This is a genomic window from Pleomorphomonas oryzae DSM 16300 (assembly GCF_000422965.1).
Lineage (GTDB): Bacteria > Pseudomonadota > Alphaproteobacteria > Rhizobiales > Pleomorphomonadaceae > Pleomorphomonas > Pleomorphomonas oryzae.
Genome location: NZ_AUHB01000008.1, coordinates 136,511 through 154,501, shown reverse-complemented (window position 1 = coordinate 154,501; position 17,991 = coordinate 136,511). Strand labels below are relative to the sequence as shown.

Annotated in this window: 11 protein-coding genes and 1 pseudogene; 4 read left to right on the top strand and 8 right to left on the bottom strand. The window is 63.6% G+C overall.

Annotated elements, in window-relative coordinates:
* Position 1: 1 nt before the first annotated feature.
* The 5 genes from arnD to G522_RS0114745 form a co-directional block, all read right to left on the bottom strand.
* Positions 2 to 904, bottom strand: a complete 903-nt coding sequence (gene arnD, locus G522_RS0114765; protein WP_026791708.1) for a 4-deoxy-4-formamido-L-arabinose-phosphoundecaprenol deformylase — start codon at positions 902 to 904, stop codon at positions 2 to 4.
* The gene (arnA, locus tag G522_RS27005; RefSeq protein WP_051228656.1) at positions 901 to 2,952 is read right to left on the bottom strand and encodes a bifunctional UDP-4-amino-4-deoxy-L-arabinose formyltransferase/UDP-glucuronic acid oxidase ArnA; all 2,052 of its coding nucleotides are present in this window, start codon (positions 2,950 to 2,952) and stop codon (positions 901 to 903) included. Before arnA ends, arnD begins: the two co-directional genes overlap by 4 nt.
* A complete protein-coding gene (arnC, locus tag G522_RS0114755; protein WP_026791707.1) occupies positions 2,949 to 3,929 on the bottom strand; it encodes an undecaprenyl-phosphate 4-deoxy-4-formamido-L-arabinose transferase in 981 nt (326 codons plus the stop codon). Before arnC ends, arnA begins: the two co-directional genes overlap by 4 nt.
* Positions 3,926 to 5,065 carry a UDP-4-amino-4-deoxy-L-arabinose aminotransferase gene (arnB, locus tag G522_RS0114750; RefSeq protein WP_026791706.1) on the bottom strand — a complete coding sequence of 380 codons (1,140 nt, stop codon included), beginning with the start codon at positions 5,063 to 5,065 and terminating at the stop codon, positions 3,926 to 3,928. Before arnB ends, arnC begins: the two co-directional genes overlap by 4 nt.
* Positions 5,066 to 5,322: 257 nt before the next feature.
* Positions 5,323 to 7,407 (bottom strand): methyl-accepting chemotaxis protein, encoded by a 2,085-nt coding sequence (locus G522_RS0114745; protein ID WP_169453532.1) that lies wholly within the window; start codon positions 7,405 to 7,407, stop codon positions 5,323 to 5,325.
* 643 nt (positions 7,408 to 8,050) lie between these two features.
* Between G522_RS0114745 and G522_RS27000 the strand changes: the two genes are divergently transcribed.
* Together G522_RS27000 and G522_RS0114735 are read left to right on the top strand one after the other, a co-directional pair.
* Entirely contained in the window at positions 8,051 to 9,646 is a 1,596-nt protein-coding gene (locus G522_RS27000) for an ATP-binding protein (RefSeq protein ID WP_051228654.1), read from the top strand.
* Entirely contained in the window at positions 9,643 to 10,326 is a 684-nt protein-coding gene (locus G522_RS0114735; RefSeq protein ID WP_026791704.1) for a response regulator, read from the top strand. The genes G522_RS27000 and G522_RS0114735 overlap by 4 nt, the downstream gene beginning before the upstream one ends.
* A gap of 100 nt (positions 10,327 to 10,426) precedes the next feature.
* On the opposite strand, the gene G522_RS30060 is transcribed toward G522_RS0114735, so the two are convergent.
* The 3 genes and pseudogenes from G522_RS30060 to G522_RS0114725 form a co-directional block, all read right to left on the bottom strand.
* Positions 10,427 to 11,092, bottom strand: a complete 666-nt coding sequence (locus G522_RS30060) for a hypothetical protein (RefSeq protein ID WP_156886942.1) — start codon at positions 11,090 to 11,092, stop codon at positions 10,427 to 10,429.
* 274 nt (positions 11,093 to 11,366) lie between these two features.
* Positions 11,367 to 11,973: pseudogene (locus G522_RS26995) on the bottom strand (histidine phosphatase family protein).
* A gap of 49 nt (positions 11,974 to 12,022) precedes the next feature.
* Complete coding sequence (locus tag G522_RS0114725; protein WP_036839419.1) at positions 12,023 to 13,246, bottom strand: ArsB/NhaD family transporter; 1,224 nt, start codon at positions 13,244 to 13,246, stop codon at positions 12,023 to 12,025.
* A 245-nt stretch (positions 13,247 to 13,491) separates the two neighbouring features.
* Here G522_RS0114725 and G522_RS0114720 point away from each other — a divergent pair, with 245 nt between their 5' ends.
* Positions 13,492 to 14,415, top strand: a complete 924-nt coding sequence (locus tag G522_RS0114720) for a LysR family transcriptional regulator (RefSeq protein WP_026791702.1) — start codon at positions 13,492 to 13,494, stop codon at positions 14,413 to 14,415.
* 516 nt (positions 14,416 to 14,931) lie between these two features.
* Complete coding sequence (locus G522_RS29620; protein WP_169453529.1) at positions 14,932 to 17,979, top strand: autotransporter outer membrane beta-barrel domain-containing protein; 3,048 nt, start codon at positions 14,932 to 14,934, stop codon at positions 17,977 to 17,979.
* Positions 17,980 to 17,991 lie beyond the last annotated feature (12 nt).

The following is a 17,991-nucleotide window of genomic DNA, read 5'->3' as shown; positions in this document are numbered from 1 at the left end:
GTCAGCTTGCCTCCGCCGCAGCCTGCACGCCCAGCCAGCCATCGCGGCCAGTGGCGGTGCCGCGCGTCACCCGTCCCTCGGGCAGGCTGGAGATATCCTTGGGCAAGAGGCTGCCGAGCGGGCAGAAGGCGATGCCTGCATCCTTCGCCTTGGCGAGCAATTCGTCGAACTGCTTGGCCATGGCGATGCCTTCCACCTCGGCGTGGACGACATAGACCGGCGTGCCCTCGGCTTTCACGAGCTTGTCCAGAATGAAGGCGTTGAAGTCTTCAGCCGTGGTTTCTCGCCCCACCACCTCGTCCCAGGTCGGCAGCGTCGTCGGGATCTGCGGCGTGCCGAGCGATCCGTCGGCAAGGCGCGGACGGAAGGGGGCAGTGCCGCGACAATCGCTGTTGTAGCGGAAACCGAAGCCTTGCTTGGCCTCGATGGCGGTCTGGTCGGCCCGCCAGCCGGCAACAGCCGAACAGTCGACGTGGCGGCCGACGATGGTGGAGAGCACGTCGAGGCCCTTCTCGATCTCGCGCGTCATGCGCTCCTCGCCCCAGACGCCGGCCCAGGTCTGCCAGGCGAAATGGTCCCAGGCATGCAGGCCGATCTCATGGCCGGCCTTGGCCGAGGCGGCGATCACCTCCGCATGTGCCGTGCCGATTTCGCGGCCCGGCCAGGCGGTTCCGGCGAACAGGATGTCCCAGCCGTAGAGCGAGGCAGCCTTGGAACGCAGCATCTTCGTGAGGAAGGTCGGTCGCATCAGGCGCCAGAGGTGGCGGCCCATGTTGTCCGGCCCGACGGAGAAGAAGAAGCTCGCCTTCACCTCGTGCCAGTCGAGCAGGTCAAGGAGGCGGGGAACGCCGTCGCGCGTTCCCCGGAAGGTATCGACATCGATGCGCAGGCCGACTTTCTTCATTTGACTGTTGCGAACGACACTTTTGCGTTTGCTACCCGAAGCGGTGCCCTAGCCTCGGCTTCAGGGACCGAATTGGGTGTATCGTGATCCACCGTCTTCAGGAAGAAGTCGAGCGTCTCGTTGACTGTATGCGCCATATCGATGGTCGGCCGCCACTTCAGGAGCCGCTCGGCGTTGCGGATGCTTGGCTTGCGGTGCTCCACGTCCTGGTAGCCCTTGCCGTAGTAGCTCGCGCTTTCCACCTCGCGGAAGCCGGCGAACGGCGGGAAGTTGCCGCGCAGCGGATGCTTCTCGAAGCTTGCGAGCAGCATCTCGGCGAGCTCGCGGATGCTCGCCTCGTTGTCCGGGTTGCCGATGTTGATGATCTGACCGTCGCAGAGGCCGTCGCGGTTCTCGATGATGCGGAACAGCGCCTCGATGCCGTCCTTGATGTCGGTGAAGCATCGCTTCTGGGCGCCGCCATCGATCAGCTTGATCGGCGTGCCCTCCACGAGGTTGAGGATCAGCTGGGTGATGGCGCGCGACGAGCCGATGCGCGCGGCGTTGAGGTTGTCGAGGCGCGGTCCCATCCAGTTGAACGGCCGGAACAGGGTGAAGCGCAGGCCTTCCTTTTCGCCATAGGCCCAGATGATGCGGTCGAGCAGCTGCTTGGACACCGAGTAGATCCAGCGCTGCTTGTTGATCGGTCCGACCACCAGATCCGACTTGTCTTCGTCGAAGTTGGCATCGGTGCACATGCCGTAGACCTCGGAGGTCGAGGGGAAGATGATCCGCTTGCCATATTTGACGCAGGAGCGGACGATCTTCAGGTTTTCCTCGAAGTCGAGCTCGAAGACGCGCAGCGGATTGCGCGTGTATTCGATGGGCGTGGCGATGGCGACCAGCGGCAGGATCACGTCGCATTTCTTGATGTGATACTCGATCCATTCGGAGTGGATGGAGATGTCGCCCTCGACGAAGTGGAAGCTCGGGTTGTCGATAAAGCGCGAGATGGCGTCCGAGCCGATGTCGAGGCCGTAGACCTCATAGCCGTCCTCGGCGAGCAGCCGCTCGGTGAGGTGGTTGCCGATGAAGCCGTTGACGCCGAGGATCAGCACGCGGGTCGGCCGCTTGGCGGCGACCACAGGTACGGAGTTGAGTAGCGCGCCGGTGACCAGGCCGAGGCTTTCGGCGAGCTGGGCGCCCTGAAGGTAGATGCCTTCCTCGCCTTGGCCGGCGGCGATCTCCAGCGCGCCGCTGCCGCAGGCGACCACGAAGGGCGCGGTGCTGAGCACGGTGCCGGGACGCGCCGGGACGACATCGTCACGCACCTTGGCCTGCCAGATGATGAACTTGGTCGTGCCTGCGTAGCTGAAGGCGCCGGGCCAGGGTTGCGTCACGGCGCGGACAAGGTTGTAGAGGCTGCGGGCCGGCTTCTGCCAGTCGATGCGCCCGTCCTCGGGCGTGCGGCGGCCGACGGTGGTGGCCTTGGCATGGTCCTGCTCGGTCTCCTCGGCGGTGCCCGCGGCGATTTGCGGCAGCACCTCGGTGAGCAGGCTCTTGGTCGCGGCCTTCAGTTTGTGGTGCAGGCTGAGCGCGGTGTCGTCGTCATCGATCGCCACCCGCTTTTGGGCGAGGATAGCGCCGGCATCAGCTTTCGCCACCATGCGGTGCAGCGTGACGCCGGTCTCCTTCTCACCGTTGACCAACACCCAGTTGAGCGGTGCCCGGCCGCGATAGCGCGGCAGCAGCGAGCCATGCAGATTGAAGGCGCCCTTCGGCGGCAGCGCCAGGAGGTCGGCCTTCAGGAGGTTGCGGTAGTAGAAGGAAAAGATGACGTCGGGCGCCATGGCCCTGATGCGCTCGACCCAGAGGGGATGGTTGGCGTCTTCCGGCGCGTAGACGGGAATGCCGAGATCGGCAGCGGTGCGGGCCACCGAGCCGAAGAACTGGTTCTCATTGGGATTGTCGGCGTGGGTGAACACCGCCTCGACCGAATAGCCGGCCTCGACCAGCGCTTTCAGGCCGATGCAGCCGAGATCGTGATAGGCGAATACGACAGCTTTCATGATGGATTGCCCTGCTGGGGATGGCGCTCACCGACCACGGTGTGGACGAAGTAACGGGGGCGGGCGCGGACGTCGTTGTAGATGCGGCCGATGTATTCGCCGAGCAGACCCATGGCGACGAACTGGGCACCGATGAAGAAGAACAGAATGGCGAACAGGGTGAATACGCCCTCTGCCGCCCAGGTGGCACCTAGGAATAGGCGCATCGCCAGGAGCAGCACCGTCAGCGCGAAGCCCGAGAGCGCGATGACCGAGCCGACGACGCTCAAGAGGCGCAGCGGCGTGGTGGTGAGGCAGGTCACCAGGTCGTACATCAGGTTGATCAGCTTCATGAAGCTGTACTTGGACTCGCCGTGTTCGCGCTCGGCGTGGCGCACCTCGATCTCGGTGGCGCGGCGGGCGAAGGTGTTGGCGAGAATGGGGATGAAGGTGCTGCGCTCCTGGCAGTTCAGCATGGCCTCGACGATCGGCCGGCGATAGGCGCGCAGCATGCAGCCATAGTCGCTCATCGCCTTGCCGGTGGTGCGCTTGATCAACAGGTTGATCATCCGCGAGGCGGTCTTGCGGAACAGGCTGTCGCGCCGGTTGGCGCGGATGGTGCCGACCACGTCGTGACTGGCGGCCATCTCGACCAGGCGGGGGATCTCTTCCGGCGGGTTCTGCAGGTCGGCGTCGAGCGTGATGACGAGATCGCCGGAGACATGGCTGAAGCCCGCCATGATCGCCGAGTGCTGGCCGTAATTGCGGTTGAGGATGACGGCGATGACCGGGCTGTCGGGCGTCTCGGCCGCCGCCATCATCAAGGCGGCAGAGTTGTCCGAACTGCCGTCGTCGACCAGCAGGATCTCGTAATCGCAGGTCAGCTGGTCGCAGGCGGCGGTGGTGCGGGCGATCAGCTCGGGCAGGCACTCTTCCTCGTTGAAAACGGGAATGACCACCGACACCTTGGTGATGGGCGGCATGGCGAGGCGGTTCATGCTGTGACGATCTCCTTGAGCGCCGAGACCACCCGGTCGACATCGGCATCCGCCATGTCGGGGAACAGCGGCAGGGAGCAGATGCGCGCCGAGTTCCATTCGGTGTTGGGCAGTCGCAGCGCCGGATAGCGCTCTCGATAGAATTTCTGGGTGTGGGCGGCGCGGAAATGCAGGCCGGTGCCGATGCCGCGCTCCTTCAGCGCCGCCATCAGCCCGTCGCGGTCGATGCCGCAACGCGCCTCGTCGACGCGGACGATGAACAGGTGCCAGGCGTGCTGGTGCGGCCAGGCAGGCAGGGCGAGCGGCTGGAGCGGCAGGTTGCCCCACTCAGAGAAATAGCGGGTGGCCAGCTCGGCGCGGCGGTCATTGTGGGCGGCGAGCGCCTTGAGTTGCACCAGCGCTATGGCGGCGGCGATATCGGGCAGGTTGTACTTGAAACCGGGACGGATCACCTCGGCCTGCGGTGCGCGCCCTTGCGTCAGCCGGTCGAAGGCATCGACGCCGAGGCCGTGGAACTTCAGGCTGCGGATGCGGTCGGCGAAGTCGGCGTCGTCGGTGACGATCATGCCGCCTTCGGCGCAGGTCATGTTCTTGATGGCATGGAAGGAGAAGATCGCCGTGCCTTCGCTGCCGATAGGACGCCCCTTGTAATACGTGCCGCTCGCGTGCGCGGCGTCCTCGACGAGAGCGATGCCATGGCGGCGGGCAACGGCGCGGATCGGATCGAGGTCGAGCGCCGCACCGGCGTAATGCACGGGGACGATGGCCTTGGTGCGGGGCGTGATCGCCGCCTCAATGGCCTCTGCCGTCACCATCAGCGTGTCGCGGTCGACGTCGATCATCACCGGCGTGGCGCCGAGGAGCTCGATCATGTTGAGGGTGGAGACCCAGGTGAGTGAGGGGGTAATCACCTCGTCGCCGGGGCCGATCCCCAGTGCCAGCAGCGTCACGTGCATGCCGCCGGTGGCTGAGCTGACGGCCACGGCATGCTTGGCGCCGGTGTGTGCTGCGAAGCTGGTCTCGAGCTCCGCGGCCTTGGGGCCAGTAGTGATCCAGCCGGAGCGCAGGACGTCTGCCACCGCGGCGATTTCATCCCCGCCCATAGAGGGGCGGGAGAAGGGCAGGAAGTCGGCCATGAAGAACTGAGTGCACCTTGATTTGCTGAGGCCTGGGATGGCTTCGGCGTGTTTATGCGTCGAGCCATATGTCGTCAAACTGAAACCGAACTGAAGTTCGTCCACACGGCGGGAAAGTCTTGTTAAGGTCCGCTTTATGCCTTGTTCTTTCCAGATTTCGTGGAGGCTTGGTTCAGGTTTGCGGCAGGAAAAATGAAAAATCGCCCCCCGTTTCCGAGGAGCGATTTCAAGGCGTTGCTTTCTTGACTTGGGATGCGTCAGGCGGCGCGAACCGTCTTGAGGAACTGATCCACCTCCTCGCGCATCTGATTGGCCTGTTCTGCGAGCAGGGACGACGCCGACAGGACCTGCTTGCCGGCGGTTCCCGAATGCAGCGCCGCTTGGGCCACGCCGGAGATGTTTTGCGTCACGTCGCTGGCACCGACGCTGGCCTGCGAGATGCTGTGCACGATCTCGGTGGTGGCCGCGTTCTGCGCCCCGATCGACTCGCTGACCTGAAGGGTCAGCTGGTTCATGTTGCCGATCATCTCGGCGATGCCGCTGATCGCGCCGACAGCCCGGCCGGTCGACTCCTGGATGGCGCCGATCTGCGCGGAGATATCCGCTGTGGCCTTGGAGGTCTGGTTGGCCAGTTCTTTGACCTCGGCGGCGACGACCGCGAAGCCCTTGCCCATCTCGCCGGCGCGGGCCGCCTCGATGGTTGCGTTAAGCGCGAGGAGGTTGGTCTGGCCGGCGATGTTGGAGATCAGGCCGAGAACGTCGCTGATGCGCGTGGCTGCGTCCGAAAGCTCACTGACCACCACGGCGGTGGTGCGCGCTTCTTCGACGGCGGCCTGCGACATTTCCGCCGAACTGGCGATCTGCCGGCCGATCTCCTGCACAGAGGCGCCGAGTTCCTCGGCCGCGCCGGCCACGTTGGCGACGTTGGATGAGGCCTGTTCGGCGGCGGCGGCGACGTTGTTGGAGCGCAGGCTGGTCTCGTCCGTGGCATCCTGCAAGGTGCTGGCCGCTGCCTGAAGGTCCTTGGCTGAGGTGGACACCGACGCGACGATGCCGCCCACCACGTTCTCGAAGCGTGATGCCAGATCGGCCAGCATGGCCTTGCGCTCCTGTTCGGAGGCCTCGCGGCCCCTGGCACTTTCGAGCTCGAGTTCCCGGTTGCGGCTAAGGCTGTCGCGGAACACCGCCAGCGTGCGGGCCATGGCGCCGATTTCGTCCTGGCGACCGATGCCGACGATTTCCGTCTCAAGGGCGCCGTCGGCGATGGTCTGCATGGTCTTGGTGAGATGCTGCAGCGGCTTGGTGACGCGGCGGCCGATCGCCAGGAACACCACGATGGTGAAGACCAGCGATGCAGCGAGCAGGCCAAGAGAAATCTCAAGGCCGACCATGGCGGAGCTGGCCTTGTCGTTGGCCGCCTGACTGGCGGACTGGATCAGGGCCAGGGCAACATTGGCCAGCGTCATGACCGTCGGTATGACATGGCCGTCCCACTGGTCGCGCGTCATGTCCAGCTTCTGACCGGCCATCAGCTGCTTGAGGAAGGCGATCTGCTGGGCGCGGAAGGCGGGGTCGAAATAGACGCTCTGGGCCTCGGCCAGGGCCTTGGTCAGTCCAGGCGTCTTCGGCAGGGCCTTGAGGCGGTCGTTGAGCGTCGCCCAGATGAAGTCGATGCGACCGTGCATGGCCGCCTGGTCCGTCAGCGCGGTGGCCGGGATATCGCCGATGGTTGTGACGTTGTTGGTGATGTTGGTCAGCGCCTCACCGGAGGAAGAGCGCATCGTCCAACTGAGATTGTGCAAGGACACGAACTGGTCGACCAGGGGATCCTGCAGCATGATCGACGCCTGCAGCTTGGTGCCGACATCGGTCAGCAGCGTGCGGGCCGAGGTTGTGAAATCCGTGTATTTCTGCTGCAGGTCGGCCGGTCGATCCGCCTTGGGTTTGGTGATCGCGTCGGCCGTGGCCTTGTGCAGCGCCTTCAACTGGTCAAGCTCATCCTGCAACTGCTTGATGATGGTGGCACTGTCGGCAAGGTCGGCGCCCTTGATCGCCTCGATGGCGTCGGTCAATCCATTGACCTGGCCTTCGCGCGCCGGCGCCCAGTAGGGAAGCGGGGTGCCGGGATCGGGGCGACCCAGCAAGCCCTGGGTCAACGATCCCTCCAGGCGCAGGTCGGCCATGGCTTCGAACAGGCCGGCGGAGGCGCGGGTTGCCGCTTCGATGCGCCTTGCATCGCTGAGCTCGTTCCACGATCGCAAAGCCGACTGACTGAGAACCCCTATTGTAACTGTGAGCATTACGCCAAAGAGCAGTCTTAAGAAATTACTCACAGTCATCATGTTCAGGATCTCCGCTAACGTCTCTCTTTTGCCGGGAAGGCATGAAAATCGCATTAATAGGATACTTCTAGACTTTACTTTCTTTGCGAAGTTGGGACCTAAACCCGTCGGGCAGATGTGAGCCCGGTTACCGATCGTGGGTGATGTAAATATTTCTACTTTGCCCATGTGCTGGGCAACCGTTTAAAGGGGACTGCTTTCGGCAAGCTGGATTGCTGAGGCACAGGCTGCTTTTCGGTGCGGTTGTCGAGCCTGATTCAGGCTGACCGACTGAACCGGAGCCCAATGTGCGGCGGCCGGTGAAGAAGCTCGCCGCCTTGGCCGTCCAGTATTGCGCCGGACTTTGCCTAGGGCACGTCCAAGTAATCATGCCAAAGGTCGTTCGTTGATGAGGAAGCGATTTCCAGCTACCACTCGAATGTGGGAGCCTGATCTGAAATTGGCTGGGACGGGGCAGAGAGCGATGATTTCGAGAACCGGAGCGGAGCGAACCTGAGGTTCGTAAGTACCGGAAGCGCAGAGATCGAAGCTCAAGCATCCGCCCGAAAAGTTGCAGACTTTTCGGAGCAAGCGGATGCCATAGATGCCCGCCTCGGTAGAGTTTCGGCTCAGGCTCTGACTTCGGAGGCAGTCCGCCGCACCCATGGTTGAGACCTCACCACGCGTTGCGCCCCCGGCAGCGGGGAGCGCCCATCCGTCCGTCGTCGACCTCACTCTGGCGACGCGCGCCGAGTGGCTGCGGCCGGGGCCGTTCGTCGGCTATGTCGAAGCGCTGCTCAGCGTTTCCGTCGGGCTGATCCTGGCCGATACCGCCCGTCGCTGGTTCGACCTCACCGATGTCGCGCTGATCCTGCTGCTGTCGGTGCTGTTTCCGGCCATCCGTTCCGGCATCTGGCCGGCCATTCTCGGCGCGGTCGTCGCCTTCCTCGGCTACAATTTCTTCTTCATCACGCCGCTCTACACGCTGACCGTCTCGCAGCCGCGCGAGTTCCTGGCGCTCGTCGCCTTCCTGATCGTCGCCATCATCACGGCGGCGCTGGCCGGCCAGTCGCGCGAGCGGGCGCGGGTGGCGATGGCGCGCGAGCGGACCATCGAGCGGCTCTACGCCTTCACCCGCCGCCTGTCCTATTCGGCCAACCGCTCCGAAGTGGCCGAGGCGGTGGCCGGCGAGGTGCGTGGCCTGACGGCCCGCCGCTGCGCCCTCCTGCTCGGCGAGGGCGATCGGCTGGCGCTCGCCGCACTGGCTCCGCGGGGAACGGAGCTCGACGACACCGCGCTGTCGGCGGCCGAATGGGCCTTCGGCTGCAAGGAGGTGGCGGGCGCCGGCAGCCCGTTCTTCGGCGATTGCGCCTGGACCTTCCTGCCGCTGACCATCGGCCGGCGGCCGGTCGGTGCCCTCGGCGTGGAGATCGGCGACGCCGGGCAGCTTCTCGACGGCGACGAGCAGGTGCTGCTGCATGCGCTGGCCGAGCAGGCGGCGTCGGCCATCGACCGCGCCTCGTTGGCCAAGGAGGCGGACACGGCCCGAGCCGAGGCGGAAACCGAGCGCGTCCGCAACACGCTGCTCGCCTCGATCAGCCACGACTTCCGCACGCCGCTCGCCTCCATCCTTGGCGCCTCCACCAGCCTGATCGACTTCGGCGAGCGGCTCCGCCCCGAGCAGCGTGTCGATCTCCTCTCCTCCATCCGCGAGGAGGGCGAGCGGCTCGACGGCATGGTGCGCAACCTCCTCTCCATGACGCGGCTCGAGGCCGGCGCCCTCGATATCCGCCGCGACTGGGTGGATATCGGCGAGATCGCCGACCGGCTGGCCGATCAGGCGCGGCGGCGCGGCATGGCAGGGCGGCTGACGCTCTCCGTGCCGTCCGGCCTGCCGCTGGTGAAGGCCGACGCCAGCCTGATCGAGCAGGCGCTTTCCAATGTGGTCGCCAACGCGGCCCGCCATGGCGGCCCCAAGGTGAAGATCACCCTCAATGCCGAGGAAGACGGCGGCTGGCTGCGCCTTGCGGTGGAGGACGACGGGCCGGGCATTTCGCCGGACATCCTGCCGCGCGTCTTCGACAAGTTCGTGCGCGGCGCCCGTCACACCGGCGATGGCGGCGACGGCAGCGGCCTCGGCCTTGCCATCACGCAGGGCATCGTCGCCCTGCACGGTGGCACGGCCACGGCGGAGAGCCCCATAGAGAACGGTCACGGCACGCGCATTACCCTGTCGCTGCCGATCGAGGAGCCATCATGACCGACAAGACGGTACTCGTCGTCGATGACGAGCCGGCCATCCATCGCTTCCTCACGCCGGTGCTGGAACTCGAAGGCTATCAGGTGCAGCGCGCCGACACGGGCCAACAGGCGCTCGACGCCATGCGCGACGCGCCGGCCGACATCGTCGTGCTCGATTTGGGGCTGCCGGACATGGACGGCAAGGCGGTGCTCACCGAACTCAGGCGCACCCGCGCCACGCCGGTGGTCATCCTGTCGGCGCGCGACCGCGAGGCCGAGAAGATCGAGGCGCTCGACCTCGGCGCCAACGACTTCGTCAACAAGCCCTTCAGCGTCGGCGAACTGCTCGCTCGCCTGCGCGCCGCCCTGCGCCACCGGCCGAGCGAGCCCGAGGCCCCCGTCATCACCACCGGCGACCTCGAAATCGACCTCGCCCGCCACCGCGTGCTGAAAGCCGGCCGCGACGTCCGCCTCGCCCGCAAGGAATTCGACCTCCTCGCCCTCCTCGTCCGCAACGCCGGCACGGTACTTACCCACCGCCAACTGCTCACCGCCATTTGGGGCGATCAGCACGAAGCCGACACACAGTATCTGAGGGTGTACGTGGGGCAGATCAGGCAGAAGCTGAGGGATGACGGGGAAGTGCGGCTGATCGTGACGGAGCCGGGGGTGGGGTACAGGTTCAGGGATCTAGGGTAGGCAAAGTTTGGACCCAATTGATTTCCCGGCCCTCTTCCCTGTTATCGCTAGACCTCTAGCGAACGCCCCCCCTATGTGTTTACCGTGACGGCATTTCAAATCAAGGGCTGCAGCCTTTTATTATTCCTGGAACTCCCCAGTTTTGTAATCTAGATATCTCGTCCAATGAAAAGTCTATTGGGATGTAATCGATCTGGGGATTCGCAAATTCCGGCATAACGCATCCAGCTTTTTGCTCCGCAATAGCTTCGGGTGGTAGTGTCTTGTATTTTAAAAGCTCTGCCGCGCCATACCTACACATGGGGCGACCTCCCGCTTTGGGAACGAAATTGGTGTATTGATATTCTCTCGTCCAAATTGCTTTTGTCAGGGGCAGAGGGCCAACGGCTTCGACGCAGAGTTCTACTTTTGCGCCCTTTTCGGGTAAAAAGGGGTCCATCCGAATACTGTATTCTTTCTCCTCATTGGGGGCGAGATCAACTGCCGGTAATCTTCCCTCCGAATGCGTTCCGTTCGGCTTTGTGACTTTTACAAAAATATTAGCAGTGTCAAGAAGTAGATCTGACTTGTTAGTAATTTCTACATCTGCGATTGGAAGCCCACTTTCTACCTTGATATTTAAAATGTCTATCTTGATGCGAGCTTGAAACAACCGCTGAGTTCTATCTACTCCATAGATCGCTAACAGGCCGGTGATCACGGATATGATTCCTGCAACTGACATGGGAGTTCTTAATTTCCAACCTTTCGTCAAGTTTTCTTGCATGTTTACTATTTCCTGTGTATAGAAATCATATTTCTAGACTTTTGTTATGATGTTATTCCTAACCATGAAATCTAAACGATATCTCTCGACAGGAAGCCAAATTATCTATTTGGTCGAGTGATCGCCACCGTTTTAAGCTGGGGCAGTTTGAGTGGGATGAACGCTAGACCCTTTTTGACCTAACATAGAAGATCTGTCGTCGCGAAAGGGCGTTGTTAATAAACTGGCGTAATCATGCCGCCAGAATGTCCGGAGCCGTTTCCATTACCACCTCTTACGGGTGGGGACCTTTGGAGGCGTCTCGTTCTGTGTAGCTGATCAGCCGGAACTCGCCCTTCGAAAGCTTGTAGAACCCGTCTTGCGGTACGGGCAGCTCCAGCATCTCCCGTTTGGAGAGGCCGGCGTAGACGCCGCGTATCAGCCGGCCAAATAACCCGTGCGAGACGGCGATTGTTGGCCCCCGAACGTCGGCGAGCCAGCTTCTGGCTCTGTTGCAAGCCGCGTCGAAACTCTCGCCGTCTGGCGACCCTGAAGTACCAGTCGAAAGCGTCTGCGCCGTCGAGGGCGCCGGGGAACTCGTTGGCGATCTCGAACTTCGTCAGGCCGTCCCACGAGCCCACGGAAACCTCCATGAGCCGTGTGTCTTGGCGGCTGGGTAGCGGAAGCACGCGCCGTATCCGGTCCGCCGTTTCCAGCGCTCTGTCGAGAGGGCTGATGTGCATTTCGCAGGAGTGCGCGGCATCTAGGATTTCCCGATGAAGGAGACGGGCGACGGAGTCCGCTTGCTTGATGCCCAGCTGTGTGAGCGGTGAATCTTTCTGGCCCTGAAATCTGCCCAAGGTATTCCAGGCGGTCTCGCCGTGACGGAGAAGGTAGATCAAGGCCGAAATCTCCGCGTTGGCTTTGTGGGGGGCAAACGCCGCTGTTCCTCTACGCCCCCACCCACCCGAGCCACACCACCCCGAACGCAATCGACAGCACCGTCAGCGGCGCGCCCACCGTGAAATACGGCCAGAAGGCGATGGTGACGCCGCGTTGGCGGGCGCGTTGGGCGACGATGAGATTGGCGACGGAGCCGATCAGGGTGAAGTTGCCGGCGAGCGTCGAGGCCATGGCGATGGCGAGCCAGGCGCGCTGGGGGTCGGCGAGGCCGGCGACGAAGGGCTTCAGCACCAGGACGGCCGGCACGTTGCTGACGATGTTGGAGAGCACGGCCGTCACGGTGGCCAGGATGGGCAGGCTGGCGAGGTCGAGCTTGCCGACCTCTGCCACGGCGTCGGGTGTCAGCACGGTCTTTTCCAGGCCGGCGACGACGATGAACAGGCCGGTGAACATCACCAGGAGCGGCCAGTCGATGTCGAAATAGATCTTCTCGGGCTTGACGCGGCGGGTGACCAGGAGCAGAGCGCCGGCAAGGATCGCCACCTGGGCGATCGGCAGGCCGAGGAAGAACAGCACGATCATCACCAGCACGGTGAGCACCGAGCGCCAGACCAGCGGGCCGTGGTAGCGGGCTGGCGGCTGCGGCGCGGTGGCGGCCAGCTTTTCCCGGGTCAGGAATTCCTGGCGGTAGATCAGCGCGATGAGGACGATGGTGAGGACGAGGCCGACGCCGGCCACCGGCGCCAGCGTCGTCACGAAGGTGCCGTAGGGGATGTGGGCCAGCGAGCCGATGATCATGTTCTGCGGGTTGCCGGTGATGGTCGCCACGCTGCCGGCATTGGAGGCCAGGGCGACCGCGAGGAGATAGGGCACCGGGTTGCGGTCGAGGCGCTCGATCACGTCGATGACCAGCGGCGTCATCACCAGGCAGATGGTGTCGTTGACCAGGAAGGCCGAGAGGATGCCGGTGGTGAGCACGATGGCTGTCAGCAGCACGATCGGGTAGTGGGCGCGCGGCACGACGAAGCCGTTCACCAGGCGGAAGAAGCCGGAGAGGCGCAGGTTGGCGACGACGATCATCATGCCGAGCAGCAGGGTGATCGTTTCCATGTCGATGGCGCGATAGGCCTCGTCGAGGGTGAGGACGCCTGTGCCGACCATCAGGCTGCCGCCGAGCAGGGCGGCGCCGGCCCGGTCGAGCCGCCAGCCGGGCAGCTTGCCGACGGCCATGACGAGATAGGTCATTGCAAAGATAAGGATAGCGGCGATCATCAAGCATCCTCGTAGATTCCTGTACATCTGACAGAAATCCGGACTGAAAGTTAGAAGATTTCGCGAGCGTCGGGGCCGCAGTTCGCGATGGCGGGCTGGCGGCGTGGCGCTTGTGGCGGGCATTTGAGGCGAAAACGGGTCTGCCCGACGGGCGGGTCGGACGAGTTGAGATCCCCTCTCTCGGCCGCGTCGGATGATGTACTGTGTGGCTGAGGCCACCCGCATTCAAGACAATGGGGTCGACGGTGAACCACTTGCTGGCTGAATTCGATGTCGGGTTGCTCTTGACCTTCGACGCCCTGCTCAAGGACAAGAACGTCACCCATGCCGCGGCCCGGCTGAACATCACGCAATCGGCTCTGTCGGCCCGCTTGACGCGGCTCAGGCAATTGCTGGGCGATCCGCTGTTCATTCCCTCGACCTCGGGGCGCGGCATGGTCGCCTCGCCGCACGCCCTGGCGCTTCAGCCCGAGCTGGCGCGGCTGCTGGAGCAGCTGAGCGACTTCATCGGCACGGCCAAGGTGTTCGATCCGGCCACCAGCAAGCGCGTCTTCCGGATCGCCGCCACCGACAATCCGGTGTCAATCCTGGCCCCCGACCTGATCCCGCTGATCAAGTCGGAAGCGCCCGAGGTTAGGATCGCCTTCACCAGCCCCGACAAGGCCCGCATCTCCGAAGCGCTCGAACAGGGCGAGATCGACGTCTTCATCGGCGTCGCCGAGGATGGCGCGCCGGGGTTGATGGCGCGCAAGCTGTTCCAGGAGCGTTTCGTCACCGCCCAGCGGCGCGGCCACCCCCGGGGCACCGGACCGCTGATCCTCGACGAATTTTGCGCCCTCGATCATCTCCTGATTTCGACCAGCGGTGGCCATTTTGCCGGCATGGTCGACCATGCGCTGGCGGAAATCGGGCGGGAACGCCGTGTCAGCGTCTCGGTGCAGAGCTACGCGCTGGCGCCGCTGATCCTCGGCAGCACCGACCTGATCTGCACGCTGCCGCGCCGCTTTCTTGCGCGGTTCGACCAGGTGCTCGATCTCGTCGAGGCACCGATCGAACTGGCGCCGTTCGAGATGAACCTGTTCTGGCATTCCCGCATGAGTGCCGACGCGGCGCACGCCTGGTTGCGCAAGCAAGTGCTGCGCAGCGCCGGGCGCGGGCAGGCAAGCTAGCCAGGTCTTGTCGCTCCGCACGTCGCGCCAGAGGGGCAGCCGACTGCAGACCGTGGAATCCCCTGAGGAAAGTGCCGATTGTCCTGCGAAGGACGAGACCGGCGGCGCCGCTTCGCCAGCAACGAGCGGCCGACAACGGCCCAGTCCTCATCCTTCAAGTCGCCACGCCTGGATCGGCTTCACAACACGCCGCACCGGATCGCGCTTTACTTGACTTGGTCACCCCAAAAACTTGTCAAAGTGCAATTTCTGCGGGAGCCTGGGCGCAGACAATCATTGCAGTTGCTTCCTAGAAGCGTCGATGGTATCAGGACGTATCCGTTGAACCACTTATTTGGTTGCTTTGCAACGTCTGGATACCCGGCCAGCACAGACCTCCCAGATTCATGAAATCTCATTTGCTTATTGAGGTATGCTTGAATGTTGCCTGCCTGTGCGTTGCTTTTGCAAAAACGACGGTCTAGCCGGTCGCGCTCGCTAGGCCTTGCCGCCCGGTTTTCCGCGGGTACTGCGCTGTTGACCCTTTGGGCGTCCGGGGCGTTCGCTCAGGCCACGGTGACGGGCTATGAGGAGATCACCAGCGTCAACCAGCTTGGCTCGGGCACCATCAGCATTGACGATGGCGGGCACTTGCGCGTTCTCGCCAGTGGAACGCTCGCCGGTCCGGTGGAGTTCGTCAACTATGCTACCACGACCTTGTCGACAACTGGCTCTCTCACGGTGAATGTCGAAAGGGTCGGCTACGACACCAACGTCAATCTGGGTCTTGCCGGTCAAGGCGGGACCATCATCCTTAACAATTTCGGCACGGTTGGGCAAAGTCCTGCGGGCACGTTGTCCGTCAATGGCGGAACGACGGTGGTGAGCACGGCGCAAGCCGTGACAGGACTGTGGTCCCTGCGGTCCATCACGGTCGCCAGCGGTGCGGTTCTTGATTACGGCGTGAAGAGCCTCGTCCTCGTGAACGGTCTCAATGGCGGGGGGCTGATCGGTGGCGCCATCGGCAACATGATAGTGAGCGGCGGAAGCTTCTCGGGAACGATCGAAGGTGCGAATACTCTGCACTTCCTGAGGACTACCACCTGGTCGGGGACAGGCCAGGATATCGGCCGGGTGGTCGTCGATTCCGGTGCGGCGCTGACTACGTCCGGCGGTAACGTCTTCCAAGACAGTACGGCTCTTCAGGTGGATGGCAGCCTGGATCTGCAGTCGAGCGAGACGACCGGCGCCCTCTCCGGCAGCGGCACCATAACGGTTGCCAACGGGCAGACGCTGACCAGCGGCGCGGATAACACCAGCAGCAACTGGAACGGCACGATCGATGGCCTGGGCGGTAGCTTCACCAAGACGGGCACCGGCACGCTGACGATTACCGGCCAGAACTACTACGAAGGCGCCACGACGATCGCCGGAGGCACCCTGGTCATTAGCGGCGGACTGGCGATTGCCGATGCCTCGGCAGTGACGGTCAACACCGGCGCCACGCTTCAGGTCAACACCTCCGAAAATGTGGGGTCCATCTCCGGGGGCGGCACCATTGTCCTGAACAACACCATACTCGGCGCTGGCTATGACAACAGCTCGACGGCGTTCTTCGGAAACATGTCGGGGAGTGGTCAGCTGCTCAAGCGTGGCAGCGGCACGCTCACCCTTTTCGGTACCAATACCAATACCGGCGGAATCGATGCCATCGGCGGAAGTGTGGTCCTAGCCGGCGGCAATGCGATGTCGGATACGGCCGAACTGGCCCTGAACGGCGGTTCGGCGGAATTGCAGACGAGTGAAGCCATAGGCTCGTTGAGCGGCTCGGGCGGGGTCAACATCAACGCCAACACGCTGACCCTGGCGGGCAGTGCCAGCACCACCTATTCCGGCGCCATTTCCGGGACCGGCACAATCGCGCGATCGGGCTCGGGCACCTTGACGCTCACTGGCAACTCGTCCGGCTTTGCCGGGACGACCACAGTTGACGGCTCGGCCTTGGTCCTCAACGGGCAGTTGGGTGGCTCCGCGACGATTGGCAACGGCGGCAGGCTTTCCGGAACGGGGACTATAGGTTCGGGCGCGGGCAGCTTGCTAACCATGGCATCCGGATCGTCCGTGGGGCCGGGAAACTCCATTGGCACGCTGCACGTCAACGGCAACATGGTGTTCAACAGCGGCTCTCGCTACGAAGTTGAGGTCGATCCGAATGGCACCGGCAGCGATCTGATCGCCGCGACGGGAACCGTCACGATCAATGGCGGATCGGTGGTTCATATCGGCGCGGCCGGAAACTACAAGCCGACCCAGACCTACACCATCCTAACGGCCGATCAGGGCGTGTTCGGAACGTTCGATCCCAACTCCGTGACATCGGATTTCGCCTTTCTCAACGCGTTGCTTGCGTATGGCACGAACGACATCACCCTGACGCTACAGCGCAACGACATTGCCTTCGGTCAGCTTGGCCGAACACGCAACCAGATCGCCACGGCGACGGGTATCGATGGCCTGACCTTTGGTAACGGAGTCTTCGATGCGGTCGTGGCACTGGATGCGGCGACGGCGCCTTCTGCTTTCGATCAGTTGTCCGGCGAAATCCATGCCTCGACCACAACGGGGCTAATTGAAGACAGCCGCTTTATCCGTGACGCTGCCAACCAGCGCCTGCGGGCGGCGTTCGACAGCGTCGACGCGTCGAGCGCCCCGATTGCCACGCATGATCTGGCGGGGGCGGCTTCGATGCCCTTGGCTTCCGGCGACGGACCGGCCTTGTGGAGTTCGGGCTTCGGCGACGGTGGCCGGGCGAGCAGCGACGGCAATGCCGCCAGCCTCAGCCGTCACACCGTTGGCATGGTCGCTGGCGCCGATGGCATGCTGGGCGACTGGCGCGTGGGCATTCTCGGCGGCTACGGCCAGTCGGGCGTCTCGGTCGACGATCGCGGGTCGTCTGAATCCAGCGACAATTACACTGTCGGTCTTTATGGAGGCACGCGGTGGAAGGGCGTTGCCTTGCGCACCGGGATCGCCCAGACCTGGTCGGAGATCGACACGAGGCGTAACGTCGCATTTCCGGGTTTTGCCGACAGGCTCAGCGCCGACTATAGCGATCAGACGCTCCAGGCTTTCGCAGAGCTCGGCTACGCGATCGACACGGACGTCGCTCGGTTCGAGCCCTTCGTCAACCTCGCCCATGTCAACGTCAGAACCGAAGGCTTTACCGAGAGCGGCGGGGCGGCGGCGCTCACCAGCGCCAGCCGGACGACTGATACGACCTTCGCCACGCTGGGTATCCGCGCGGAAAAGGGGGTGACGCTTGGCGACACGCGCGTCAATCTGCACGGCATGGCTGGATGGCTCCAGGCCTTTGGCGATACGACGCCCACCGCGAGCCATGCCTTCGCCGGCTCGAGTGCATTCACTATCGCCGGCAGCTCGATTGACCGCAGCAGCGCCCTTATCGAAGCCGGACTCGACCTCAAGCTCACTCCTGACGCCACCTTTGGCCTAGCCGCGCAGGGGCAGCTCGGATCGGGTGCCCAGGACCTGGGTCTGAAGGCAAATCTCGCGGTTTCCTTCTAGGGCGATCGACCT